Below are 25,569 nucleotides of genomic sequence, written 5' to 3'. Positions count from 1 at the left end.
TCGCGCCCCTTATGGTGCTTTTTAAACCCGGTGTTGGGTACGTAAAGCAATTTGTAATAAAATGTTTTCAAGTGCTCAATTTCGTTTTTATGAAGGTGCTTGGAAGGAAAGTTACTCAATCGCAATTAACGATATTATCAATCTTATCTTTCACAGCGTCTAATGTGATTTTTTGCATGAGCTCTTTTCCTTTGGCCCTTGTGCCCCAAGGTAACTGCATCCAAGGCTTGCCTTTTTGCTGTGCAATGACGTCGTCATAAACTGACACAACATTGTGCAAGTTATGGTATGGACCCGTGCGGCGAGGGTTGCTATGTGCATATAAGCCAACCACTTGGCAACCCATCATTGCGGCAATGTGAGCAGGACCAGTATCCGGAGCGATGACTAAATTACACCGTTTTAGCAGGGCTGCTAATTGTGGCAAGCTGGTTTTCCCAACGAAATTCACTAAAGGCTGGGACGCTTGTTTTTCTATTTCCTCCGCTAGTGTGATTTCCATTTCCGCAGGGCCGCCACTTAACACGACCAGCCAACCTTTTTCTGTCAAGTAATCAGCGATTTTTGCGTAGTTTTCGCTCAGCCAATTTCGCTCTTTCTTACTGGCTGCGGGGTTAATCACGGCTAGCTTTTGTCCAGTGTTCAAATGTGGGGAAAGCTGATTCTCCACCCAACTTTCATCCTTTTCAGGTAGAGGGAAATTCCAAGTAACAGGGTCAAGAGGAGGAATGCCAGCAGCGTCGGCAAAATCCATGAATCCATCTAACACATGGCATTGCGGATGAGCGCTAACATGGGCGTTGGTGAATAACCAGTGCAACTCTTTGCTGCGGTGCCAATCAAAGCCATATCTTTTTTTAGCGTTGATTTTGCGTGACACTAAGTTGGCTCTAAAGGCAACTTGCATCACAAAAAGCGCGTCAAACTGCTCATTGCCTAGCGCGGCTTCTAATGCCTTAAAGGCGGCTTTCCCCTGTTTTTTGTCGAAGATAACAAATCGGATGTTGGGTAAGTGTTTAACAAGTTGGTATTCAACTTTGCCAATGACCCAAGTAAGCTGAATATCGGGGCGAGTGGTTTGAATGCGGTTTACCAAGGCCACAGCGTGACATACATCGCCGATGGCCGAGAGTCGAAGAATGCATAATTTTGCGTTTTGATTCACTATAATACTCTTTTACCTGAATCGGTTTTTAAAAAGGCATATACTTCGTAGCCATTTTCATTGAATGCGTTATTCGTTAAGTTTTGACGTTCGACTATGCCGGAAAACTACAATCTGATGAAACAGACATTTGACAGTTCGCAGCATTCCCCCGCACCTGAAGCACTCTCATCTTCCGCTATTTCTGCCGAAAAAAGTGCCCTGCGGGAGATACAAAGCGGCAATCAATTTGCACTTTATAACGCCACCGACTTTCCCAATTTCACTTTTGATCTTTTTTCGTCGGATTATTTGCAGCGCAATCATATGCTAACAGGGAGTGCTTCTGGAAGAGGTACGGCATGGTTCTTTCGTTTAAATGACAAAGAATATGTGTTGAGGCGTTATTTGCGTGGTGGCTTTATCCGCAAACTGTTAAAAGACCAATTCTTTCACGCAGGATATCGCGATAGCCGTGCTTGGAAAGAGTATACCTTGTTGCAGGAGATGCGAGAGCTTGGTTTACCTGTGCCTCGACCGGTTGCAGCGTTAACAACACGCTCGTACTTTGTATTTCGTTCGTTTTTAATCACTGAGCGAATTACGGGCGCACAGGATTTACATCAAGTGTTGTGTCAACAAGCTTTGGCCGACGAGCAGTGGCGTAATATTGGTACGATGATCCGCGCATTTCACGATAAAAACATATATCACCACGACTTAAATATTCGAAATATTATGCTAGATAGCACAGGCGCACCTTGGTTAATCGACTTTGATAAATGTGGGTTTCGAAATGGTGAAGAGTGGAAACAGGAAAATTTATCCCGATTGCGTCGTTCCTTTCTAAAGGAAAGTGACATTTCACCTTCTTTAAAGATTGATGCTAAAAGTTTTGAGCTTATTTTGTCTGGATATACAAGCCAATAAATGTAATTATTTGTCAATTAAGTTACTCATCCTGAGTTGCCAAAGTTCTTTATGTTATTTTATTTTGCCCTCCAACATATTTTCCTTATATTTACCGCGTTACTAATAAAAAATAAATGATTTATGCCGATAGCTTGGTAAGGTATTGTATTGGGACTTTATAGGGGTGTTGTTTAATTCTTGTTTACGTTTGTTGTCGTAGGTGTAAATTAAATCCTTTTTTGTTTTTAAGGCTGATGCTTTAGATGCAGTTGCATCGTTGATTGCTGAACCGAAATGTACTGGGCTAAATATTTCATAATTAGAACGACAACGGGTGGTAAGTATGGACTATACGCAGTCGCGTAAAGAAGTAGACTTTTTGAATTTGAATCCAGTTGGAACAACAAATTTTTCAAAGCCGATTATAGGTGGGATTTTATTCGCTAGTTTTTTCCCTGTTTTAGCTAATCTTTTAGGCATAGATTTTTCTATTGTAGCCTATCATCATGGTTCTTCCATGGTTGAAAACCATTTTCAATTTGCTCAACAGGCAGAATCCATCGCAGGAGTTGCCAATGGCGAAGCACAAAATATCCCTCGACTTATTGATCATATGTTTTATGGGATTGCTGGTGGGCTATGGCATACATTACTTGAGGTAGGAGCTATTACGATTGCCTTTTTGGCAGCAATTCTATCTTTTGCTCATTATCGTGTAGAGAGAAACTTAATTGTTCCTTTAGTGGGGGTTACTTTACTCTGTGCCGGTTTTATGGATGCATTTCATACCTTTGCAGCAGGGCGCATGATTGAGTCAACTGCACCGAATTCACAACTTATTCCTTTTACGTGGGCCGAAGCTCGGTTATTCAATTCAATTACCTTGGTGCTTATGGCTTTAATATTATTGATTTTAAAGCCGAAAATGCGTTGGCATGTGCCTTTATTGGTAGGAACAACGATTACTTTGTTGGTGAGTTCTGGTGTCATAATTGGTATGACAGCCTCAAGCGACTCTTTGCCTCCCAGCATGTTTACTGACAGGCTATTCGCCCGCCCTTACGACATTGTTCCTTTAGCCATTTATGTGGTTTTAGGTGTTTTTGTATTGCCTGCTTTGTATAAAAATCGTCCGAGCATATTCGCCGCAACTTTAATTCTTAGTATGGTTCCTCAAGTGCTAGCACAAATTTATATGGCGTTTTTCTCGTCGGCTTTGTTTGATAATGGATTTATTGTGGGGCATTCATTAAAAGTGCTGGCGTATGGCATTCCATGCTTTGGGATCGTGCTGGATTACGTTGCTTTGGCTAAGAAAAGCAAGTTCTTAACCGACTCGATGGGGCGTATGCATGATGAGATCCGTTCAAATGTTTATTCTTCTGTAAAGCAATTGGGCGATATAGCAGAGCAAGTGTCGATGCGAGCAAACCAAGTGTACCAGTCGGGAAATGAGCTAAGTAAGTTGGCGCAAAAGCAATCAGATTCAACGGTTACGGCTGCCTCTTCAATGGATGAAATGACGCATTCACTGCAAGAGGTTAGTGAAAACTCTAATAAGATGGCTGAACAAACTGAACAAGCTACGGAAATTGCGCATGAAGGAAGCCAAACCGTACAAAAAACCATTGAATCTATGATTCAAATTGAGAAGGCCGTTGCTCGTTCCGCAAATAATATTGAAGTGCTGGGCTCGCGTAGTCAGGAGATTGGCAAAGTGATTTCAGTGATTGAGGTGATAGCCGACCAAACTAACTTATTAGCATTAAATGCAGCGATAGAGGCTGCAAGAGCAGGGGAGCACGGACGTGGTTTTTCTGTTGTTGCTGACGAAGTGAGAAGTTTAGCGTCAAAAACGCAACAAGCGACAAACGATGTTGGTGCGACTATTGGTCGCTCACAAACGGAAACCGAAGAAACGGTAGGCAGTATGCGTTCCGGCATGAGCACCGTGAAGCAAGGGGTTGAATTGGCTGGTGAAGCAGATGCTAGCATGAGCCAAATCGTGTCGCGCTTTGCTACGGTGCGAGATAGTTGTATGCAAATAGCAACTGCGAATGAGCAGCAATCTAAAGCGGTGGATGAGATCGCCAGCCAATTAAACGCGATTCGAGAATTGACCGAGCTAGTTGTGGAAAATATCGGAAATGTTTCGGAAACGGCTGGGGAGTTGTCTCAGCTTGCGCTTAATATGCAGCAATTGGCTACGCAGTTAAGTGGGGAAACCAATAATAGTGGAGACGCTGAGTCATTATCCTCCGAAGTTAAGGCGTTGGAATTCGCTTAGTTGATCCTTTTGTTATCAGTATTAAAGGTTTTTAACGGGAAATGTAACGATAAACGTGGTGCCAACATTTAGCTCGGTTTCAACTTCAATGGTGGCTTCATGGGACTCTAAAATAGCAAAGGAAACGGAAAGTCCGAGTCCCGTTCCTTGACCAACGGGTTTAGTGGTGAAAAAAGGGGTAAATAGCTTATTGCGTGTTAGCTCGTCCATGCCACAACCCGTATCAGAAACGCGAATAATAATGCTATTTTGAGTTTCTTCGGCGATGACTTTAATGGTGCCTCCATTGGGCGCCATTGCATCCCCTGCATTCACAAATAAATTGATAAAAACTTGTTGTAGCTGACCATTGCTCGCATGAATCATTGATAATTCAGGAATGTGCTTTTCGATGATGCAATTTTTATTTAGACCACTCTGGGCGATTTTTATCGCGCTGTTTAAGCAATCCCCCAAATCCATTAAGGTAAAATCACCTGAACCTCGGTGAGTAAAGCTTTTTAAGTCTCTAATGATTTCAGAAACACGTTTTGCGCCTTCTGCTGCGGAGGTTAGGATTTCTTTAGTGTCGCTCATGATGAATTGATAGTCGATGTTGGAAAGTGCTTGTGAATATGTCGTGCTATCGATAGTGCCTTCTTCATTAACTTTAGCCGTGAGGTAGTTTTGGCAAGTCTCTATTTCATCAATGTAATCGGTTAGGATTTGCAAATTCGATTTGATAAAACTCATAGGGTTGTTGATTTCATGTGCTACACCTGCGGCCAGTTGACCAAGTACCACCATTTTTTCCGACTGCACGAGTTGATTTTGTGCGAACTGTAACTCCTTTACCGTTGCTTGAAGCTCTTCATTTCGACGCACTAAGCGAGCTTTGATCAAGGTTTTTTGAATGTTGTTTAGAAAAATGCTTTCTGAGGTATTTAGAACGTAAATGGTTTCTTCTTCAACTTCTGGCTGATCAGAGAAAAAACACAGCCAAGCTTGTAAATTGTTATCAACTTTGAAGTGAAATCGGTACAGCCAATTCATGGGGTTATCGTGAAAACTAAGCTTAAAATCAGCGGGACAAATCATCCAGTTTTTATTTTTGTATTGGCCCTCCGACGTTACAAGCTGTTCTTGAATTTCTGCATTGATTTGAGGTTCTCGTCGCCAAGTTTTGTCGTTCATCAAAAAGACATATTCAAAATTGGTATCGGGCTTTTCAGGCGAGGGAAGGCTGTAACTTGCTGCGCTGCATTGTGTAAATTGACAGCTAATTTCAACGAACTCACGTATTAAATCTTCAAGCGTAATACCCGGATCTTTCACCGATGCACAAGCAATTAAATATTCTAAGTCTCGGGTACGTTTGGTTTGATTGGTTAAGGCTTCTTCCAGATTGAGGTTGGTTAACCAAGCTTGTTTTGAGTAGCCCTCCAATGCTTTTTCAGCTGTTTCTCTTGCGCACTTTTCTCTATTGAGCTTGCGTTCTAGTAAGTCGATACGTTTTGACATTTCTTCATTTGTCATCATGTTTTAGCACCTCGATAATGCATTCGGTATCACCTTTATGGACGCACTGACTTTGGCTGATGCTTAGCTGCTCTTTAGTTTTAATGGCTAACCCTGAAATGATTCCCTCACATAAGAAACATAGGCCACGATGTGACTGGTAGCGCATGGTTAACGCCTGCTCGCTTTGATGAATAAAGGTGAAGTTGGGTATGATGGCCTCGGGATGAAGTTTTTTGACTTCTACGTGTATGAGGTTTTGTGCTTTGTGCAAAAAGCTGAAAGTGTCTTTAATAATGAGCGCATGTTCCGGCGCCAGAGTAAGCAAGTGCTCGAATAACCATTCACCATAAGCGCGCTGGATATCGGCGTTTGGGAGTCCTTTTTTAGTTTTAATTAAATCGATTAATTGAAAAAACTCGTTGTCGTCGTAATTTGAAACCGTTGTGTAGGCACCTTGGCTTGGTAAATTGGCTTCCGTTAACATTTCATCCCAAAGTGCATCGTCAAAAACCGATTCAACAAACTCCCCGAGTTTGACTAGAATGACCCCCTTCATGGGAAGCCCTCAAAAAAAGAGACATCCTATATTTCTAGCACAAGATTCTTTGTTTTTATGCTGGATAGAAATATATCAGTGTAAAAACCGTACTCTTTAAAGTGTTATTGCCGATGTTGGCCGAAATAATTACGCTAAAGGTCTACATATATTAGTTGTATTCAATATTGTACGCCTTGCCATATTTCGTTAACTTTAGTTTTTTCACGTTAACGTTAACGTAAAGGTGTTTACCTGTTAATGTTAGCCTCTCACAACGAACCATCAAGAAACTGTCATGCAAAATGTACCTTTGTTAATTAACGGCGAATTTGTTCGTTCGTCTTCTACTCAATTCATAGATGTCACCAATCCTGTCAATAGCGAAGTCATTGCGCAAACGCCTGTTGCTACCGATGCGGAAATGCAGCAAGCGATTGCTTCTGCAAAAGAAGCTTTCGAAACGTGGAAAAAAGTTCCAGTTACCGAAAGATCACGCTTAATGATGCGTTATCAAGCGTTGTTAAAAGAAAATATCGATGAAATCGGAAAAATTTTAAGCCAAGAAACTGGCAAAACGTTTGCAGATGCAAAAGGCGACGTTTGGCGCGGTATTGAAGTGGTTGAACAAGCCATTAACATGCCTTCTTTAATGATGGGCGAAACCGTTGAAAACGTGGCGCGTTCAATTGATACGTATAGCTATGTTCAACCATTGGGTGTTTGTACTGGTATTACGCCATTTAATTTCCCTGCAATGATTCCATTGTGGATGTTCCCAATGGCGGTTGCAGCAGGTAACACTTTCGTTCTTAAGCCTTCCGAGCAAGATCCATTAACGCCAATGAAATTGGCTGAGCTGTTCCAACAAGCGGGTGCTCCAAAAGGTGTGCTTAACGTGGTTCACGGTGGCCGTGAGCAAGTCGATACTTTACTCGAACACCCAGATATCAAAGCGGTGTCATTTGTTGGTTCTGTGCCTGTGGGTCAGTACATTTATCAAACGGCAACCAAGCACATGAAACGTGCTCAGTGTTTTGCGGGTGCGAAAAACCACACGGTCATCATGCCAGATGCAAACAAAGCGCAAGTGATTAACAACCTTGTTGGTGCATCTGTTGGCGCAGCAGGTCAGCGCTGTATGGCTATTTCTGTTGCGGTATTCGTGGGTAGCTCAAAAGAGTGGGTTGAAGAGCTTATTCCTAAGTTCAAAGAAGTGACACCGGGCGTTTGGGACGATGAAAATGCCGCGTTTGGTCCACTTATTAGCGCACAAGCAAAAGAGCGTGTACTTAACTTCATTCAATCAGGTAAAGACCAAGGCGCGAAATGTTTGGTTGACGGCTCTGGCTTCGAGTTGCCGGGTTATGAGAAAGGCAACTGGGTTGGTCCAACGTTATTTGACGGTGTCACCAAAGATATGACCATCTACCAAGAAGAAATTTTTGGTCCGGTATTGTGCTGTATGCACGTTGATACATTGGATGAGGCGCTTGAGTTAATCAACGCTAATGAATACGGAAACGGTACCTCTATCTTTACTGGCAGTGGTGCGGCTGCTCGTAAGTTCCAAACCGAAGTGGAAGTGGGTCAAGTGGGTATTAATGTGCCAATTCCTGTGCCATTACCTTTCTTCTCGTTCACAGGTTGGAAAAAGTCGTTCTACGGTGACTTACATGCTTATGGTAAGCAAGCTGTTCGTTTCTATTCTGAAACCAAAACAGTCACTGCAAGATGGTTTGAAGACGACATTCCATCTGGTCCTAACATGACAATTAACTTGAGCTAGTTGAAGTAATAAGAGGTAGAACAATGGATTTCAATTTAACTGAAGACCAACAAGCTTTCGCTGAAACGGCTAAACAATTTGCAGACCAAGAGCTAGCCCCAAATGCAGCGCGTTGGGACAAAGAACATTACTTCCCAAAAGAAGTAATCCAAAAAGCGGGTGAACTAGGGTTTTGTGGTTTGTATTGTCCTGAAGACCAAGGAGGACTTGGTTTAAGCCGTTTGGATTCTTCAATTATTTTTGAACAGTTAGCAATGGGTTGTACTGCTACGACCGCCATGATGACCATTCATAATATGGCGGCGTGGATGATGACAACCTGGGGCACAGACTCTTTCAAAGAGCAGTGGTCAGAAGCTTTGGTAACAGGGCAGAAAATAGCGTCGTATTGCTTAACTGAGCCGGGTTCTGGCTCTGATGCTGCCTCTTTACGTACAACAGCAAAGTTAGAGGGTGACCATTATGTGGTAAACGGCTCCAAGATGTTTATCTCGGGTGCGGGTGAAACCGATGTAATGGTAGTGATGGTGAGAACTGGCGGGGAAGGTCCGAAAGGCATTTCGGCTATTGCTATTCCCGCCGGCTCTGACGGCATTATTTACGGTAAAGCCGAAGAAAAAATGGGCTGGAATGCGCAGCCTACGCGCCTCGTCACCTTTGAAGATGTGCGTGTACCCGTTGAAAACTTGCTTGGTAACGAAGGCGAAGGCTTTAAGTTTGCTATGAAAGGGTTAGACGGTGGTCGAATTAACATTGCCACCTGTTCGGTTGGTACGGCACAGCAAGCATTAAATACCGCAAAGAATTACATGCATGAGCGTCAGCAATTCGGTAAGCCGTTAGCGGCGTTTCAAGCATTGCAATTCAAAATTGCTGATATGACTACTGAGCTTGTCGCAGCGCGTCAAATGGTGCGTTTAGCCGCAGCTAAGTTAGATGGCAACGATGCAGAAAAAACTGCTTATTGCGCTATGGCTAAACGCTTTGCAACCGACGTTGGCACAAAAGTATGCGATGACGCATTGCAAATTCACGGTGGCTACGGATACATTCAAGAGTACCCACTAGAGCGTCATTTGCGTGACGTGCGTGTGCATCAAATTTTAGAAGGCACTAACGAAATTATGCGCGTGATTATCGGGCGCCGTGTACTTGCAGAAGATGCCGGAGAGTTGTTGTAATGCTTGGAGCGCCTGTTTTATTTGAAGAATTAGCCTGTGCAGATGGCAGTAAACTAGGTATTGCCACATTAAACTTACCCAAAGCACTTAACTCTCTTAACCTGACTATGGTTGAGTTGTTGCTAGAAAAGCTTCGCTTTTGGGCAAACCAAGATCATATTTCCGCTGTTTTGCTTAAAGGTGCTGGCGAAAAAGCATTTTGCGCTGGTGGTGATGTTGTTTCTTTGTATAACGCAATGAAAGACAACGAAGACCCAAGCAGTGTGCCCGACATGGCAGCCACCTTTTTCCGTGAAGAATACAAGTTAGATAACTTCATTCATGAATACCCAAAACCTTTCATTGTTTGGGGAAGTGGTATTGTCATGGGAGGAGGCATGGGCCTGTTGATGGGCGCGAGCCACCGTATCGTTACGGAAACGTCGCGTTTAGCGATGCCGGAAATTACCATTGGTTTGTTTCCTGATGTCGGCGGCAGCTATTTCCTCAATAGAATGCCAAAAGGCTGTGGCCTGTTTTGTGGTTTAACTGGCGCAATGATTAACGCATCAGATGCCATTGAGCTGGGTCTGGCTGACTATTTTAATAGTGCCGAAAATCTCAACTCGTTCGTTTCTGAGCTTAAAAATATTGAGTGGAAAGCGCGCGATGCAAGCAAGCAGTTGGATCAATTGTGCCAAGTTAAACATGCAGCCAACGATGATCTAATGCCAGAAGCGCAGTTTAAGCTACACGTAAAAGCGATGCAGGGATTGGCACAGTGTACTTCATTATCGCAGGCTGTTAGCTACATTTTGCAGATGCCTTCGACGGATGATAAATGGCTGGCAAAAGCACAAAAGAATTTAAAAGCCGGTTCACCAATCACTATGCATTTGGTGTATCAGCAACTACAAAAAGGCGCAGTGTTAAGTTTAGCGCAGTGCTTTCAAATGGAATTGGCAATGGCGTATAGAAGTACAACATTGGGTGAGTTCCAAGAAGGCGTTCGTGCATTGTTAATTGATAAAGACATGCAACCCAAGTGGCAGTATGCCTCGCCAGATGATGTGCCATCAGCCTTGGTCGAATCGTTTTTTGAACCGCAATGGGATGGAGAACATCCATTGTTGGCAAAGTCTTAAGTTGGAGAACACATGAAAACAATTGCCTTTATTGGATTAGGAAACATGGGCGGTCCGATGGCCAAAAACTTGGTCAAAAACGGGTATCAAGTTCGTGCTTTTGATTTGGTTCAATCGGCTTTAGATGACATTTCTGAGGCCGGTGCTTATGCAGCGTCGAGTGCGCAAGACGCCGCCACTGGCGCAGATGTTGTTGTTAGCATGTTGCCTGCGGGTAAACACGTTAAGAGTTTGTATTTGGGAGAAGATGGCCTTATCAATTTGCTTGATGCAGGAAAATTGGTCATTGACTCAAGCACCATCGATGCAGCAAGTGCCATCGAAGTGGGTAAAGCGCTTGGTGAAAAAGGTATTCACTTTGTTGATGCTCCTGTTTCTGGCGGCGTTGGTGGCGCAGTGGCTGGCACGTTAACGTTTATTGTTGGTGGCAGCCAAGCTTACTTTGAGCAAGCTAAGCCTGTTTTAGAAGCAATGGGAAAACACATCTTCCATGCGGGTGATACGGGAGCCGGTCAGGTTGCAAAAATCTGCAATAACATGCTTTTGTCTATTTTAATGGTAGGCACCTCGGAAGCGTTAAATATGGGAATAAACAACGGTTTAGACCCTAAAGTATTGTCTGAAATTATGAAGCAAAGCTCGGGTAGAAACTGGACGCTTGAACTGTATAACCCATGTCCAGATGTGATGGAAAATGTGCCATCTTCTAATGATTATCAAGGTGGATTTATGGTTGATTTGATGCGTAAAGACTTAGGGTTAGCGCAACAAACAGCAGTAGATAGCGGTAGTGTAACGCCTATGGGAACGTTGGCGAATAGTCTGTACACCTTGCTGAGTAATCAAGGCGCAGGCAAGAAAGACTTTTCTAGCATCTTCAAGTTATTACAATCCGAGCAGAAGTAATTAGAGGTTATCGATGGAATTAAAAAATAGTGTTATCGCAATTACTGGTGGGGCTCAGGGCTTAGGTTTTGCAATGGCAGAAAGCCTAGCAGCTTCGGGCGCGAATATCGCATTATTAGATATGCAAGAAGACGCTGTTAAAGCTGCTGCGGCGACATTGTCTGAAAAAGGTGTCGACGCACAGGGCTTTGCATTGAATGTTACTGACGAAAGCGCTGTTGAAGCCGCATTCGACGCCATTATTTCACACTATGGCAAGTTAAATGGCTTGATTAATTGTGCGGGGATTATGCGTGATGGTATGCTGCTGAAAGTCAAAGAAGGCAAAGTCGTCGATAAAATGTCTAAACAGCAATTCCAGTCTGTATTAGATGTAAACGTGACGGGGACTTTCCTTTGTGGACGAGAAGCGGCTGCACGCATGGTTGATACCGGTAGCAAAGGCGTTATTATCAATATTTCGTCGGTATCGCGAGCAGGCAATATGGGGCAAACGAATTACTCCGCATCCAAGTCAGCAGTGGCAACAATGACGGTGAGTTGGGGACGTGAATTGGCACGCTTCGGTATCAGGGCTGCGTGCATTGCACCAGGTTTGGTCGACACGGCGATGGTTGCACAAATGCGACCTGAAATGCTTGAGAAGTTTTTGTCAACCGTTCCATTGCGTCGCTTAGCTCAACCAGAAGAGTTAGGACATGCAGCAAAATATATTTTTGAAAACGATTACTTCACAGGTCGTACACTTGAGTTAGATGGTGGTGTGAGGGTTTAGATATTAAGAGAATATGGCGCAAAACAAGGCTGTTTTTTTAGATAGAGATGGGGTGATTAACCACGATACAGGTTACACCTCAAAAATTGAAGATTTTGAATTTATCGATGGTGTCTTTCAGGCATGTAAGCGCTTTATCTTCCAAGGCTATCAGATCGTTGTTGTAACCAATCAATCTGGAATAGCCCGCGGCTTCTACAGTGAAGACGATTTCTTTAAGCTAACGAATTGGATGATTGGTCAGTTTGATAAGCATGGCATTGAAATTGAGCGGGTTTATTTCTGTCCACATCACCCTACCGCGGGTCATGGTAAGTACCTGAAAGATTGCGATTGTCGTAAACCTAACCCGGGAATGTTGTTAAGAGCCGCTCGGGAACTCGATTTAGATCTTTCCGCATCCATAATGATTGGTGATAACCTCACCGATATGCAAGCGGGCGAAAAAGCCGGCTGCAAAGAGTGTATCCTTGTAAATGAGCGAGTATTATCACCAACGTTAACTCAGGGTTATCGGACATTTCCGCGTCTATCTGACGTTACACTAGGCTTCCACTGATTTTTCATAAGCTTTGAGTTTTGCCAGCACTCACCGTAATAAGCTCATGAAATGCCTGACATAAAAACACGATTTAAATCAATGAATTTGCAATTTATTGTGTTGGTAAGTTGTTTGTCCTCGGAGAAAGAGTTAAATTCCTTGTCTATGTATTTTTCGGGTATGTTGAACAACGTTGCTCAACGGACCATAGCGCAAAGATGAATATTTGTTGTAGGTAGCGGATGGCACGTAAGCTCTCAGTTTTATTAGTGACCAACGATAAGGTCAAATCTCAAGAAATCATGCATATTTTGGAACCTGTGTGTTCTGAAATTGAATGGATAACGAATAGTAATGACGCAGTTAAAAAGTTAAAGCAATTTAGCTACAGCGCTATTCTTTCCGATATTGATATTGGCAATCTCGATGGTTGGCGACTTGCCCGAATGGTGCGAGCGAATCTGTTTGCTTGCCCGAGCCACACTCCTTTTTTCCTGCTAACCTCAACTTATTGCGAACATATTGCAGAGTCTACAGCAAGTGCGTTTGCTATTAATAAGGTTGTCGGTGATGAGCAGCTTTACCTGCTACCGGACTTACTTAGTCACTTTAGTCAGGATCATGTGTCGGTCACATCTGACCTCTCCGTTTTAATCGTTGAAGACGATTTACATATTGCTGAATTGGCAAGCCGAATCCTCAAACCGAATTACGAAGTTGAAACCGTTCATACCGGGCTAACGGCGGTGAATACTTATCGTCCGGGGAAATTTGATATCGTTTTGCTAGACGTACAATTACCGGAGATGAGTGGGGGTGAAGTGCTCGAGCACATTATGAAACTCTCTCCACGTCAGGCTGTTGTGATTATGACGGCGCATGGCGGTAGCGATTTAGCTGAAGAATTGATGATAGCGGGCGCAGTAGATTTTATTCAAAAACCTTTTAAAGCTGAGCAATTAAGAAAAGTGATGAGTATTGCAGCTCACAGAGAAAGCTACCTGATTAGCAATGCCCAGTTTGAAGAAAAAGTATTGGCTATCAAGCGTAGTAAGGAACAGTATCAGCATTTACTTGAAGAACATCAGCGGCTTTTAGATCATCTTTCTACCGTAGTGATGGAGTTGGATTTAGATGGGCAAATTCGATTCGTTAATGAAGCATGGAAAACCCTTACTGAATTTAGCTATGGAGATACGATAGGCCGGAGCTTGTGGTCTTTTGAACGTCCAGTTCTGAATATTGAAAGCGAACATCCATCCATTAAGCATATTTTGATTAGTATTATTTCGGGCGTGATTCAGTATCGAAAAGTTGAGTTTCAAATTCGTTGCAAAAGTGGTCAATCGCTATGGGTTGAAGCGCAATTTAATGTGCTGGAAAAAGAAGGCACCATTATTGGTGTAACAGCAACCCTGGACAACATTGATGAGCGTAAGTTGGCACAGATTAGGCTAAATCACCTTGCTTCCCACGATACGCTAACCGACCTATTTAATCGTCATTATTTCGATTCTCAATTAACAGAGTTAACAGAGAGCGCTAAAAAGGAAGGGCAGGTTCACTCCTTACTCTATCTTGATTTAGATCACTTCAAAGTTATAAACGATACCCAAGGGCATTACCAAGGCGATATGATCCTTAAAGAAGTCGCATTTTCGTTGAAGCGTAAAAAGCGTGAAACGGATATTTTATGTCGTGTTGGTGGCGATGAATTTGCGTTACTGCTGCCTAATACCGATTGCCTTGAGGCAACTGATTTCGCACAAGAGATATGCAATAGCCTGAAAAGTGGACACTTTAAATTTGATGATCGTGTTTATAAGATTAGTTGCAGTATTGGTGTGACGGAAATTAAAGGTGAGTTTGCTGATCCCGCCGTATATCTGCAACAAGCTGATATTGCCTTGTACGTGGCTAAGCGTCGGGGACGAGACCTAGTTCATTTGTTTCAAAAAGAAGACAGAGACAGTGAAGACTTTCAAGTGGCCGTACATTGGGTTCGCGCAATGCAAGAAGCGATTATCAATGATCAGCTGGTATTGCATTTCCAGCCTGTTATTGATGCTGAGAATCGTTCCGTACACTATTACGAGGCGCTGGTACGTTTAGACGTTGACGATAAACTTATCATGCCAGGAGAATTCATTCCCGCACTGGAAAGAGCGGAAGATATGACCCTATTGGATCATCAGGTTATATCGAAAGCCATCTATATGATGCATAAACACACCGTTTTAACGAAAGTAGCGATTAACCTTTCAGCTCAAGCTTTTAGCGATCAACGCTTGTTACCTTTAATCAAAGAAAAGTTATCTCGTTATCATGTTCGTCCTGAGCAAATCATATTTGAAGTCACTGAAAGTGCTAGTTTGACCAACTTAGTGGCGACGCGCGATATGATCATTCAACTCATGGAGCTTGGTTGTGAGTTTTCCATAGATGATTTTGGGACGGGATTCAGTACCTTTAATTATTTGAAGCAGCTACCAGCCAACTCTGTGAAAATAGACGGCTCATTTGTTAAGGATATGCTGGATAATCCAATTGACTATGCTGTGGTGAAATCAATAGTTGGCGTTGCCAAAGCATTGAATAAAACGACGGTTGCAGAATTTGTTGAAAATGTGGAATTGTTGCAAGCGCTAAAAGAGATGGGAGTCGACTACCTTCAAGGCTATTTTATTAGCAAACCTCTGGACATAAAAATGATAGAGGGTAAGTATACTGACCGTGGTATTGTCGAAGACGAAAGTCTCCTATTTTAGTAGTAAATTAGGAATAATCCAGTAAAATCTCGTGCCTGCTGTTCAATTTGCTCTACTTTGTGTAAATTACTGCACCGATAAAAAATAAAAACTGTTGAAGGCGGTAATCTTATGTCTATGGCGAGTCCTGGTGGGGAGGAACACGTTGACATGGATGTATTTTCGTTTGCCGATCTCATTGTTGATTACATTAATCAAATGGGGGTCGATTGTGTGTTTGGTGTTCCCGGTGGGGCTATCGAACCACTCTATAACGCATTAGCAATCAGTGAACGTTTTGGTGGAGCCAAAGCGGTCGTTGCAAGGCATGAGGCCGGCGCAGCGTTTATGGCGGACGGTTATGCGAGAGAAACTGATAAAATAGGGGTGTGTTGTGCGACAACAGGTCCAGGGGCGACCAATTTAATTACGGGCGTTGCATCTGCTTATGCGGACAACATTCCAATGCTGGTTATCACAGCCCAAACACCACTACCTAAATTTGGTAAGAAAGCCTTGCAGGACTCCTCTTGCAGCGCAATTGATACTGTCTCGATATTCAGACATTGCTGTAAGTACAGCACATTAGTCAGTCATCATGAGCAACTTGAAACCAAACTCATTTCCGCAGTGATGGCGGCGTGCAATGAACCCGCTGGGCCGGTGCATATCAGTGTGCCATCAGACGTATTACGTACACCAGCCACAAAACCTTCTACCATTGACTACGGTTCATTGAACAACCGTTTTAACCTGACAGATCACGGCGCGATTGAAAAATTAGTCATGGCTCTTAAGCAAGTCGACAACGTTGTGTTGTTTTTGGGGGACGGTTGCAAAGGGGCTTCAGAGGGCATAATGCAATTTGCAGAATTACTAAATGCTCCTATTATTACCGGGCCCATGGGTAAACGCTGGGTCGACGAAACGCATCCTTTGTATCGAGGTGTGTATGGCTTTTCGGGTCATGATAGCGCCAATGAATTGTTAGCCGATAATCAAGATATTGAGTTGGTTGTTGCTATTGGTGCAGCACTCGGCGAGTTAGGTACATCAGGTTGGAACCAAAAATTACTCAATGATAAGTTGGTGCATATTGATTCCAAAGTAGAGCACTTCTCTCGCTCCCATATGGCAAAATTGCATGTGTGTGGGCATTTACCCTCAATCTTCCAGATCATTAACGATAGATTGCTAACAGTTCGCAAATTGTGGAATACGAAGCGTAGTAAAAATGCTCGGCCGCGTAATATTAACGGTTGTTGTACGTCGCTGATTGAAGAAGCAAAATGTTTTGAAACGTCAAGCCCAGTAAAACCACAGTGGTTGTTTACTTTCTTAAGTCGCGCTTTACCCAAGAATACTCGTGTATTTGTTGATGCAGGCAACGCTTGGTCTTGGTCAATTCAATATTTTCAGCGACCAGAACATGATGGACAATACCACTTAGCAATGGGATTAGGCGCCATGGCTTGGGCTGTGGGGGCAACAGTAGGCTCTGCTGCGGGAAGTTCAGGGATTGCGCCGCACGTTTGTATTACCGGTGATGGCAGTTATTTGATGAGCGCACAGGAAATCACAGTGGCTAAGCAGTTGAAGTTACCTGTTGTATTTATGGTACTGAATGACAGTGTGTTAGGCATGGTCATGCATGGGCAGCGATTAGGTCGTGCTGAGCAAATTGGCTTTGAATTGGGTGAGGTCGATTTTTCTAAAATGGCGGAAGCAATGGGGATTGAAGGGATTGTTGTGACATCTAATGCCGAGCTTGAAAATGTGGATTTTGATCGTCTGTTTACTAAGACTGCGCCTACGCTGATTGATGTACGAATTGATAAAGAAGAAGTTCCTCCGATGGGAGATAGGGTCAAAGGACTGGCGGTAAATGGTGAAATGGCCGCTATGCCAGCGACGCCTGGAGGATAACGGGAAAACCGGAGCTTATATTAACTCCGGTTTTTTGTTGGTACGGGCCTTGGAGAAGGGCCTGTGTAGCGCACATCAGTGCAATATTGTGGTAGGTGGCTGTGCTCAGCTTTTTCAAAGAAGTCGGTGTAGCAGGCCGTTACACCGCTGGCAACACACATATTTTTAATGGTATAGACTTCCTTCGGGCTAAATCCCTGATCCAGCATAAATGCTGCCGTGTAACCGCCAATGTTAATTCCCATAGAGTAATGGGTTTCTAAGTAGTGTGATAAAGCATTGGCAAACTGCATGTATTCGCCTTCTTCAAAACCAAGCGTTTCAGACATTTCTCGATGCGGTTGAATTCGCTCATCGTTACGGAATACTGGCCTAGCAAAACCGATGATAGCAGGTCTACCATTCCGAACTGGGGCATCGTTTATCAGTGTTTCGATAGATGTGCCTGATTGGTATCGTTGAAAAGCGTGTGCAAGGTAGCGCATTGCACTTTGAGAGGTTTGGCTACCGCCATAAATACGAGAATCCGCAGCTAAGCTTCCCGACGCTGTTGCAGCCGTTGGGGTAGTTCTCATTGAGCCGTGTAGCGCGCCAACTTGGTTACACCAAATACGAGAATCTGGGTAACTCATACACATGAAATTGTTTTCTAGCCAGCAAGCTAATTCCTTAGAGATTAACCTGCCTGTTGCATTGAGCACCAGAATTTGCATATAGGATGTTTTGGCGAATAAATCATTAAAGAGGGAATAGCCTCGGATATTGACATCGTCCCCGCCTATCCATTTTCCGGTTTTTGACTCTATTCGACCTCGATAGTGTTGCCATTGCTCATCTTTAGCGCTGGATTCAAACTCGTCTCTTGGCGGCGTTTGGGACTCAGTATTATGGAGTGTAGACATAGTTTTCATCTTCTAAAAGGGGAACGTCAGATACCGGGCGACGGGTTTGTTCAAGGCCATGGGCTAGCATTCCGGGCAAACGAATAAATTGATATAAACCTATGCTTTCTCTGTCTTTTATCCCGAGGTCACAAAATATTGCAGCCGCCAATCCTACATCCAGCAAACCTGAATTCTGTTCATGTAAGCACGAGGTTAGCGCCATAACCCAATCAAAATGCTTGCCTGTTTTACAATGTTTTTGAATGGTCAAGCTAAGTGATTCAATGTAAGAGTCGCGGTTTCCATAATGTGTACCAAACCCCGGCGCAAATCGCTCAGCAGAATCATGAAGACGGGTGCAGACTAAATTTTGCACATCTTCATCAAGATGATTTTTGATAAAGTGGTGAGCATAAAACACTTCTTTTGCTCCCCCTCTTTCTCCACCGATAGTGGATGCTGCAATGGGAAGAATATGTTCGGCATTGGTTTTACTAAGCCCAGAAGCCATTGCTGCTTTTGTCGCAGGGTGTCGAGGGCCCGGGTTGATTAACCCGATCATTAGCGTTTCCAATAAGTGACGATCAGCTTCTGATGGAAGCTCCAAGTTAAAGAGCAACAATAAAACATCAACAAAAGTCGACGATGTCGCTAAAGAGAGGGTGTTATAGCCCGCTAAAAATTGTTCAGCGCAAATGAATGGGTTGGTTTTGTCTGGTATCTCTAAGCATATTTGTGTGGTTACTTTTCCAGATAAATTATCTTTTGTCATACAGCATTAATTAACATACTTAAAAGGTAAATTTAGATTCAACTTCTAACCAAAGGCTGCGCGTTGGCATTCTAAAGTCGTCTTCTATTGTACCGCTGCTTGGCTCATAAATATCGTCATTTAATAGGTTTTTAACGATAACTTTCGCTTTAAACTGATTATTGATCATGTAGTTAACAGAAAGGTTGGATAGAAAGTAATCATCACTTTCATCTCTGTTATCATCACTCGCTCGCTCACGGCCTGAAATCCAATGGCTGGTGATACCGACAGATAATTTCTCCGACACATCAAAGAAAGCGCCAAGGTAAGCCATATTGGTGGCAACAAAGGGGATTTGGTCGTCGCTGTTTGGGTCTTTGGTGTCCTGATGTGAGAAATTAAAATCTACATTGAATTTTTCGTAAGACCAATTTAATTCAAGCTCTACCCCTTTACCATCTAAGGTCGAGCCATTTTGAGTTAGCAGTAAGCTGGAATTTGGAGTGGGAACACGGGTAATTAACTTGTCAGCTTCAAATGAATAAAAGTTAAGCGCCAATTTTGTATTGAAGTTAATTTGGTAATTAAAACCCAATTCGAAGGTGTCGACTTCTTCAGGAACAAGGTTTGGATTACCGACAGCAGACGGATTGTTCTGTAAAAATTGATCGTTAAATGATGGCGCTCTAAAGGCGCTTCCATAAAGCGCTTTAACGGTTAGATCGTGATCCGCAGCCCATACCACAGCCATCCTAGGATTTGTGGTGCTACCAAAATCTGAAAAGTCGTCATAGCGTAGGCCAAGGGTCACTTCCCAGTCATTACTAATCTGCCAGACATCTTGAACCACAAGGTGTCGGTTTGTTCTTTCTGAATCAGGTACATAAACATATGGCGTGTTACTGATGTCGGTCAATTCTGGGCCAACAACTGTCTCAGTTCCATCCATGATACCCGGACCGAAATTTTTAAATTCGCTGGTATCCAGTTCCTGTTTAAACCAACCGAAACCAAATTTTAATTCATGGTTCAGGATGCCATCGTAATCGATAGAAAAACCCATACGTGTATCTTTGTGATCACTGTGAGGGCTACCTAGATAGCCATCGGTAAATAACACCGTATTGACTGGATTGGCAAAGCTGAGGTTCCCGTTACTATCAATGGGAAGCAGCGCGTTTTCTGGGAATAAAGTGAAGAAAGTGACGCTGTCGACTGAAAGATATGAAACGTCCGAGCTTAAGAACACATTATTTGATAACTTGGTTTTATGGGTTAGCTTAGTACGATACAGATTGACATTTTGGGTCCCTGTAAAGTCTAGTACCTGAGCCCCGCCTGGGCCTAAGCCGCCATCATTTTGCTCCCAAATCCAATGTTCTAATTTAAAGTCTCGCCATTTTGCAGAAGCGTGAATATCAAGAATGTCGTAGTTTGTTTGCAGGGGGCCGGGTGCAAGGGAAGCATTTGTGCCGACAATACTGTCGATAGTCGATTGGAGATCGCTTGTTACGATACGATCTGGGTCTCCATCGGAGTTTTGTGATTCTATGGAAACGTCGAACTCGATGTCATTCCATTGTGTGCCAAATTGCAGCCAGAAGTCCCTTGATTCGAAAGAACCGACTCTCGCGCCAAGCGTAAGGGAGTCATTTGGTATATCTTTGGTGACAATATTAATAACACCCGAGAATGCATCTGCGCCGTAAAGAGCTGAACCGGGGCCTCGGATAACTTCAACGCGTTCAATATTTTGTGCGGGAAGACGGAAAGTAAAGGGAAGCCCGCCAGAAAAGCTGTTTTTAAATTCAGTGCCATTGAGCAAAACCAATACTTGAGGGTTAAACCCAGTTTGTAAACTTCTAATTGAATAAACAGGGTCTAAGCGACTAACCGTCGAGGGTGAAACGTGTAGGCCGGGAACTAACTCAAGAATTTCATCTAAATTCGTGGCACCGATTTTGGTAATTTGATCAGCGGTAATTACGGATGCGACAGCTGGCGCTTTGGCGACCGATTTTTGTGAGCCAGTTGCGATACTAACAAATTCTTCGCCACCATAATAATCCATGAATTCGTCTTCCAGATTACCTTGATAATCCAGACTTAAATTCTCAGCATGAATTGTATAGGGCATACAATTCAGTGCAGCGAGCACGCTGTATACGAGTCTGTTTTTTTTCATAGTGTTTCCCTTTGGCTTCACCATTCAACACGCAGCGTATGGGGCCTTCAACCCTTCTTTTTTATACTGCTCAATAATGCAGCAAATAGATTAGCTTTTTAGTCTAATCTTTTGCTGATTTTACTCAAGTTCTTTTATTCTAATTATCAGAACTTAAGCTTAATTTACTTAAAATATGCGACTTATTTAAAAATAACCGTTATTTTCTTTTATTATTCAATTCAATATAGCAATAATTTAAAAAAATGCTTATCAAGTCCGTGGCTTTCTTTTAAACCTACAGCGGTAAAGACACGGTAAACGTCGTTCCCTTACCATATTCACTGGCGACACTAATTTCAGCTTTCATCAGTTCACAAAATTGCTTTGAAATTGCGAGACCTAGCCCTGTTCCACCAAAGCGGCGGCTCTCACTAGAGTCTACTTGAATAAACTTTTTAAAAATTTGTTGTTGTTTTTCTTTCTCGATACCAATACCCGTATCACTAACTGCAAAAATAAGTCTGTTTTCTTGAATTTTAATTTCAAGCTGGATTTTTCCATTTTGTGTGAACTTACAGGCGTTACTTATGAGATTAATCAATACCTGCAACATTTTTTCATTATCAATTCTTAACAAAAGATTATTGCAATGATTCACTAATTGGAATTGGTTATTATTACTTGGAATTAATGGCGCAGTAGCTTCTTCCACATTACGAATTAAATCGAATAAATACACTGAATTAATATTTAATTCTAATCGTCCCGCTTCAATTTTAGATAAATCCAAAACGGAATTAATCATGCCCAATAAACGTTCAGCATTGCGTGTGATTTTGTCTAAATCCTCACAGACATGAAATAAGCCTTCGGATTCAATTTCTTCTCGAGATAAATCAACATAACCGATAATTGATTGAATCGGTGTACGTAATTCATGGGTCATGTTGGCGAGAAACTCTGATTTGTGTCGACTCGAAGAGAGCGCTGCATCACGGGCTTCGACTAATTCGCGTGTGCGTATTTTTACTTCCGCTTCTAGCTGATCTCTATGATGTCGGAGCTTTTCGTCTTGCTCATCGAGTGTTTTCATCATGGCATTAAAAGAATCTGCCATTTGTTCGATTTCTCTCGGACCACGTACATCCGCAATGTTGTGTTCGCCGGTTTGGTGGTTATATACCATTATTTCGGTGAGTGCTCTGAGCGGCGAGAGCTGATTTTTAATGGCGCTGCCGATAATAATGATCAAGCCAATTAACGCAATTGTTCCTGTAATCGCAATTGTGAGAATGATGTCTCGATTAATTTCATAAAGACTGTTTTTACTAAAACTGACAATTGCATAACCGAGTTTTTCATCAACCGTATCGCCAGTATCTTCTATGTCGGCGTTATATAAAATAATAGCGGAGGCAATATACCAATGGTTTTCGTCTTCATCGAACAGCGTCAATTCAGTGGTTTTTTCCCATAAAATTTTCGAGAAATAGTTGTTTCCTTGAGCATGGCCGCGCCAGACATAAAATTCTCCATCACGGCCTACTAAACCTGCGCCATCAACATCCGGGAACTCCAGAACCTGATCCATAGCACTTTCAGCATTGATGCTGCTAGCGGTTAACAAGGCAAGCGTGGATTGTTGCGCCAAGGCGCTGGCTACCTGCTTTGCGTTTTTAACTAATTTTGCTGAGGTTTGCTTAGTGGTGAGCAAACTTGTCACCACAGTAAAGGTTAAAAGCAAAATAATAACGCCTGCAACGATGTAGCTCAGCAAGCGTCGGCGGATACTTGCATTCAGGTGCATCTTTTTGATGTTCATGCGGTGCAGTTTGGGTCTTTTCACATTATTCATAAGGCACGCTACTCTGGAAAAGTCAGATAAAACTGACTTTTCTGTTGGTTTTTGTACTCGAAGCCCAAATGCGCTGCGGTTCGTAAATTGACGGCAAGCTCAGTATCTGTCATGGGTTTGATGATGGGATTGTCGATCAAGTTTTGTTCTTCTTGCAGCATGGTAACAAGTGACTTACCTAGCTTTATGTGATTGGGGAACAACGAAAACAGTGCGCCTCGTTTTACGTGGGCAGGTTTGCTAGAAAATAAAATGAGATTTTGTTCCCAAGAGCGTTCTAATAAATTTGGAACAATGACTTGCTCGTTGCCGGAAATTGGGTCAAGTGGAATCCATAATGCTTCACGAATAATATCAAAGGTTGAAAGCATTTTATTATAAGCTTCAAGCGCTTCTTTAACGGTACCGATTTTAACCGCATTGAGTTGATAACCGCGCCGAGATGCTTCAGCTTGTGCTAGCGGAATAATCCACTCACTTCTATGACTGTATACCACATTGATGCTTTTTACTGATGGGGCAAGCTCTTCTAAAGCGCTAAATAATTGAGAGGGGGCTGGGACTAAACTGATGCCCGATAATCCTGTTGGGGAAATGGGTAAAGCGCTGACTAAAACAGGACGTGTACCGTTAATTACTTTTGCAACACGATACCCTTGTGATGCAAGTGCGATGACCGCAGCAGGATTGGCGGTGTTTATCCACTCGACGGCTTTTTCTGGATTATCCTTTTTAGCAAGTTCAAGCGTTTGAACTTCGCCTTGGTATGCTTCTTCCACACCAGAAATAATCTCTTTGAAAATTTCGTTGAAGGGGGAGGGGACACTCGGATAAACCACTGCAATGCCACTTCCTGCAAGGACATTAAAACTCAGCAAGCTGCCGATTACGAATCCGATGTAAAAATAGATTTGCCTGAGCATAAAAAAGAGTGTCGAAAATTCCCAATAACTACCGGGCGAGAAGATTACCCTTTTTATTATGTTTTTGCCATTTTTTTACTCGGATTCTGAAAAACGACTCAGCAATTTGATTGCCTGGCTTAATAAACCTGTATTTAATTCAGCAGCATTATTGGGCGAACCATCAAGATTATAGATATAGAAGTTGCCACTTGAATCGACTTCTATTTTTAATTGTTGATATAAAATTAAAACCTTATCGTTTTGACTGGTGACTAACCAGTGACGATTTGCGCCTTGAAGTTTTTGGCCTGTACTGTGCAGGCTGTCTTTTACATTACAACCTAATTCATACAAGGTCGTAGCGGCAATATCTTCATGATGACTCAACGTATAGGAGTCGTGAATATCAAAATTTGAAAAAGCGCTTACGGCACTATTGGCATTCAATTGGCTTATGAAAATGTGATTGCTGGAATGAGATACTTTTTGCAATTGCTCTAATTCATCAGGGCCAATAAAGCCGATAAATAATCCAGAACTTTGTGTTTGAAAAGCATTGAAATAGCTTTCCCATGTTTCGGTTTTCTGTCCTTTGATGTTGTCGATTAAAGCGGGATTTTCGGCATATAAATGAACGGGTAAACCTAATTTGTTTGGTAGATCAGCCATGATTGGCAGGTGATTACGCAATTGCCAATGATATAAATCCGGTAGGCCATATAAAATACTTTTTACCGCGCCTTGTTGATTTAAACTTAAATCAAAATGTTGATTCAACGGCAGCAAGTTCAAGCGTTTATCGATTTCAGGAAGCGCATCACCTTCACTTAAAAACCACAGTGCAACTTTGCGTTGCGTGTCGACCACACAGTACAAAGGCTCGGTGGGGTAAGCAACATCTCGCTTATTTAAATTCAGTGCTAGCTGCTTTTTCTGTTCATATGATTCAATGCTTAATAAACCGTATTTCGACATCAAGGTTTTAGCGGTAGCAGGATAGGATAATGGAAACATGTCATCTTGTTGGATAACCGGGTGATACAGTTCCGCATCAGCCCAAATATGGGTGGCGTGACTAAATACAAACATGCCAGTGAAGGCTGCGCCAATCGGCAACCCCCATTTTAGTTTTTGTAAGCGTTCAATGCGTTTCCACAGGGCATTTGCAATCACCAATTGCAGTAAAAGCCAGCCAATAAAAGACAAAATGAAAAAGCCCCATTGTCGGGTGCTGAGTTCTGCAACTGCTATGTTGGCGTGACTGCGAATAAACTCCGCGCTTTGAAACGATAAATGTAAGCCGTAGCGCGTATATAGCAGTGCATCTAGTGCTAATAATGCGAGGGCAGAAGCCGCGGCAAAAGAACCGTAACCCCGCAAAAATCGACTGTTTGGCACGAGATAACAAATCGGGAGAATAAAAATAATAAAAGCGATAAAGGTGAGAAAACCAACATGGCTAAACCAGTTGCTAAATAAATAGGCAAGACCAAGGCCGGTATCGGGAATGCGAGAGCTAAATAAATAGACACCGGAAATAGCAATGGCAATCACAATATTGGCTGAAGTGAACCAGTGTCCCCAAGCGACAAGCTTGCTGACAAGTTGGCGTCTGGGTGTTTCGGTAATAATCATAT

General features: G+C 42.7%; 19 protein-coding genes. 10 read left to right on the top strand and 9 right to left on the bottom strand.

Annotated elements, in window-relative coordinates; translation table 11 throughout:
- Positions 1 to 115: 115 nt before the first annotated feature.
- Positions 116 to 1,165, bottom strand: a complete 1,050-nt coding sequence (locus HJG39_RS01900; protein ID WP_268406144.1) for a glycosyltransferase family 9 protein — start codon at positions 1,163 to 1,165, stop codon at positions 116 to 118.
- Positions 1,166 to 1,282: 117 nt separating this feature from the next.
- Between HJG39_RS01900 and HJG39_RS01895 the strand changes: the two genes are divergently transcribed.
- On the top strand, positions 1,283 to 2,074 hold the full coding sequence (locus HJG39_RS01895) for a 3-deoxy-D-manno-octulosonic acid kinase (protein WP_268406142.1): 792 nt from the start codon (positions 1,283 to 1,285) through the stop codon (positions 2,072 to 2,074).
- A 325-nt stretch (positions 2,075 to 2,399) separates the two neighbouring features.
- The gene (locus tag HJG39_RS01890) at positions 2,400 to 4,343 is read left to right on the top strand and encodes a methyl-accepting chemotaxis protein (protein WP_268406138.1); all 1,944 of its coding nucleotides are present in this window, start codon (positions 2,400 to 2,402) and stop codon (positions 4,341 to 4,343) included.
- A 21-nt stretch (positions 4,344 to 4,364) separates the two neighbouring features.
- On the opposite strand, the gene HJG39_RS01885 is transcribed toward HJG39_RS01890, so the two are convergent.
- On the bottom strand, positions 4,365 to 5,861 hold the full coding sequence (locus HJG39_RS01885) for a sensor histidine kinase (RefSeq protein WP_268406134.1): 1,497 nt from the start codon (positions 5,859 to 5,861) through the stop codon (positions 4,365 to 4,367).
- Positions 5,848 to 6,399: a heme NO-binding domain-containing protein gene (locus tag HJG39_RS01880; RefSeq protein WP_268406131.1), complete on the bottom strand. Its 552-nt coding sequence runs from the start codon at positions 6,397 to 6,399 to the stop codon at positions 5,848 to 5,850. The genes HJG39_RS01885 and HJG39_RS01880 overlap by 14 nt, the downstream gene beginning before the upstream one ends.
- 277 nt (positions 6,400 to 6,676) lie before the next feature.
- Between HJG39_RS01880 and HJG39_RS01875 the strand changes: the two genes are divergently transcribed.
- The 8 genes from HJG39_RS01875 to HJG39_RS01840 all read left to right on the top strand — a co-directional run bounded on the left by HJG39_RS01875 (position 6,677) and on the right by HJG39_RS01840 (position 17,367).
- The gene (locus HJG39_RS01875; protein ID WP_268406129.1) at positions 6,677 to 8,167 is read left to right on the top strand and encodes a CoA-acylating methylmalonate-semialdehyde dehydrogenase; all 1,491 of its coding nucleotides are present in this window, start codon (positions 6,677 to 6,679) and stop codon (positions 8,165 to 8,167) included.
- A gap of 23 nt (positions 8,168 to 8,190) precedes the next feature.
- A complete protein-coding gene (locus HJG39_RS01870; protein WP_268406128.1) occupies positions 8,191 to 9,348 on the top strand; it encodes an acyl-CoA dehydrogenase family protein in 1,158 nt (385 codons plus the stop codon).
- Positions 9,348 to 10,472: an enoyl-CoA hydratase/isomerase family protein gene (locus HJG39_RS01865; protein WP_268406126.1), complete on the top strand. Its 1,125-nt coding sequence runs from the start codon at positions 9,348 to 9,350 to the stop codon at positions 10,470 to 10,472. The genes HJG39_RS01870 and HJG39_RS01865 overlap by 1 nt, the downstream gene beginning before the upstream one ends.
- Before the next feature lie 12 nt (positions 10,473 to 10,484).
- Positions 10,485 to 11,378, top strand: a complete 894-nt coding sequence (gene mmsB / locus HJG39_RS01860) for a 3-hydroxyisobutyrate dehydrogenase (RefSeq protein ID WP_268406122.1) — start codon at positions 10,485 to 10,487, stop codon at positions 11,376 to 11,378.
- 13 nt (positions 11,379 to 11,391) lie between these two features.
- Positions 11,392 to 12,153, top strand: a complete 762-nt coding sequence (locus tag HJG39_RS01855) for an SDR family oxidoreductase (protein ID WP_268406119.1) — start codon at positions 11,392 to 11,394, stop codon at positions 12,151 to 12,153.
- Positions 12,154 to 12,166: 13 nt separating this feature from the next.
- Entirely contained in the window at positions 12,167 to 12,712 is a 546-nt protein-coding gene (gmhB, locus tag HJG39_RS01850; RefSeq protein WP_268406116.1) for a D-glycero-beta-D-manno-heptose 1,7-bisphosphate 7-phosphatase, read from the top strand.
- A 224-nt stretch (positions 12,713 to 12,936) separates the two neighbouring features.
- Complete coding sequence (locus HJG39_RS01845; protein ID WP_268406115.1) at positions 12,937 to 15,462, top strand: EAL domain-containing protein; 2,526 nt, start codon at positions 12,937 to 12,939, stop codon at positions 15,460 to 15,462.
- A gap of 111 nt (positions 15,463 to 15,573) precedes the next feature.
- Positions 15,574 to 17,367 carry a thiamine pyrophosphate-binding protein gene (locus HJG39_RS01840; protein WP_268406112.1) on the top strand — a complete coding sequence of 598 codons (1,794 nt, stop codon included), beginning with the start codon at positions 15,574 to 15,576 and terminating at the stop codon, positions 17,365 to 17,367.
- Positions 17,368 to 17,387: 20 nt separating this feature from the next.
- Here HJG39_RS01840 and HJG39_RS01835 read toward each other — a convergent pair whose 3' ends face one another.
- The 6 genes from HJG39_RS01835 to HJG39_RS01810 all read right to left on the bottom strand — a co-directional run bounded on the left by HJG39_RS01835 (position 17,388) and on the right by HJG39_RS01810 (position 25,567).
- A complete protein-coding gene (locus tag HJG39_RS01835) occupies positions 17,388 to 18,269 on the bottom strand; it encodes a hypothetical protein (protein WP_268406111.1) in 882 nt (293 codons plus the stop codon).
- Complete coding sequence (locus tag HJG39_RS01830; RefSeq protein ID WP_268406110.1) at positions 18,253 to 19,023, bottom strand: hypothetical protein; 771 nt, start codon at positions 19,021 to 19,023, stop codon at positions 18,253 to 18,255. Before HJG39_RS01830 ends, HJG39_RS01835 begins: the two co-directional genes overlap by 17 nt.
- Positions 19,024 to 19,042: 19 nt before the next feature.
- Positions 19,043 to 21,190: a TonB-dependent receptor plug domain-containing protein gene (locus HJG39_RS01825; RefSeq protein WP_268406107.1), complete on the bottom strand. Its 2,148-nt coding sequence runs from the start codon at positions 21,188 to 21,190 to the stop codon at positions 19,043 to 19,045.
- Between the two features lie 277 nt (positions 21,191 to 21,467).
- On the bottom strand, positions 21,468 to 23,027 hold the full coding sequence (locus tag HJG39_RS01820; RefSeq protein WP_268406105.1) for a sensor histidine kinase: 1,560 nt from the start codon (positions 23,025 to 23,027) through the stop codon (positions 21,468 to 21,470).
- An 8-nt stretch (positions 23,028 to 23,035) separates the two neighbouring features.
- Positions 23,036 to 23,950, bottom strand: a complete 915-nt coding sequence (locus HJG39_RS01815) for a hypothetical protein (RefSeq protein WP_268406103.1) — start codon at positions 23,948 to 23,950, stop codon at positions 23,036 to 23,038.
- Between the two features lie 75 nt (positions 23,951 to 24,025).
- Entirely contained in the window at positions 24,026 to 25,567 is a 1,542-nt protein-coding gene (locus HJG39_RS01810; protein ID WP_268406100.1) for a DUF3413 domain-containing protein, read from the bottom strand.
- Positions 25,568 to 25,569: the final 2 nt, after the last annotated feature.

It is taken from the genome of Alteromonas sp. a30, assembly GCF_026788005.1.
In the GTDB taxonomy this organism is placed as follows: Bacteria; Pseudomonadota; Gammaproteobacteria; order Enterobacterales; family Alteromonadaceae; genus Paraneptunicella.
The sequence above is the reverse complement of the archived record's forward strand: the minus strand, read 5'-3'. Positions and strand labels throughout refer to the sequence as shown.

Coding starts and splice junctions, on each gene's coding strand:
- HJG39_RS01820 (WP_268406105.1), bottom strand. CDS start 23,027: ATGAATAATGTGAAAAGACCCAAACTGCACCGCATGAACATCAAAAAG.
- HJG39_RS01855 (WP_268406119.1), top strand. CDS start 11,392: ATGGAATTAAAAAATAGTGTTATCGCAATTACTGGTGGGGCTCAGGGC.
- HJG39_RS01825 (WP_268406107.1), bottom strand. CDS start 21,190: ATGAAAAAAAACAGACTCGTATACAGCGTGCTCGCTGCACTGAATTGT.
- HJG39_RS01815 (WP_268406103.1), bottom strand. CDS start 23,950: ATGCTCAGGCAAATCTATTTTTACATCGGATTCGTAATCGGCAGCTTG.
- HJG39_RS01895 (WP_268406142.1), top strand. CDS start 1,283: ATGAAACAGACATTTGACAGTTCGCAGCATTCCCCCGCACCTGAAGCA.
- HJG39_RS01880 (WP_268406131.1), bottom strand. CDS start 6,399: ATGAAGGGGGTCATTCTAGTCAAACTCGGGGAGTTTGTTGAATCGGTT.
- HJG39_RS01840 (WP_268406112.1), top strand. CDS start 15,574: ATGTCTATGGCGAGTCCTGGTGGGGAGGAACACGTTGACATGGATGTA.
- mmsB (WP_268406122.1), top strand. CDS start 10,485: ATGAAAACAATTGCCTTTATTGGATTAGGAAACATGGGCGGTCCGATG.
- HJG39_RS01830 (WP_268406110.1), bottom strand. CDS start 19,023: ATGACAAAAGATAATTTATCTGGAAAAGTAACCACACAAATATGCTTA.
- HJG39_RS01870 (WP_268406128.1), top strand. CDS start 8,191: ATGGATTTCAATTTAACTGAAGACCAACAAGCTTTCGCTGAAACGGCT.
- HJG39_RS01885 (WP_268406134.1), bottom strand. CDS start 5,861: ATGATGACAAATGAAGAAATGTCAAAACGTATCGACTTACTAGAACGC.
- HJG39_RS01875 (WP_268406129.1), top strand. CDS start 6,677: ATGCAAAATGTACCTTTGTTAATTAACGGCGAATTTGTTCGTTCGTCT.
- HJG39_RS01890 (WP_268406138.1), top strand. CDS start 2,400: ATGGACTATACGCAGTCGCGTAAAGAAGTAGACTTTTTGAATTTGAAT.
- HJG39_RS01835 (WP_268406111.1), bottom strand. CDS start 18,269: ATGTCTACACTCCATAATACTGAGTCCCAAACGCCGCCAAGAGACGAG.
- gmhB (WP_268406116.1), top strand. CDS start 12,167: ATGGCGCAAAACAAGGCTGTTTTTTTAGATAGAGATGGGGTGATTAAC.
- HJG39_RS01810 (WP_268406100.1), bottom strand. CDS start 25,567: ATGATTATTACCGAAACACCCAGACGCCAACTTGTCAGCAAGCTTGTC.
- HJG39_RS01865 (WP_268406126.1), top strand. CDS start 9,348: ATGCTTGGAGCGCCTGTTTTATTTGAAGAATTAGCCTGTGCAGATGGC.
- HJG39_RS01845 (WP_268406115.1), top strand. CDS start 12,937: ATGGCACGTAAGCTCTCAGTTTTATTAGTGACCAACGATAAGGTCAAA.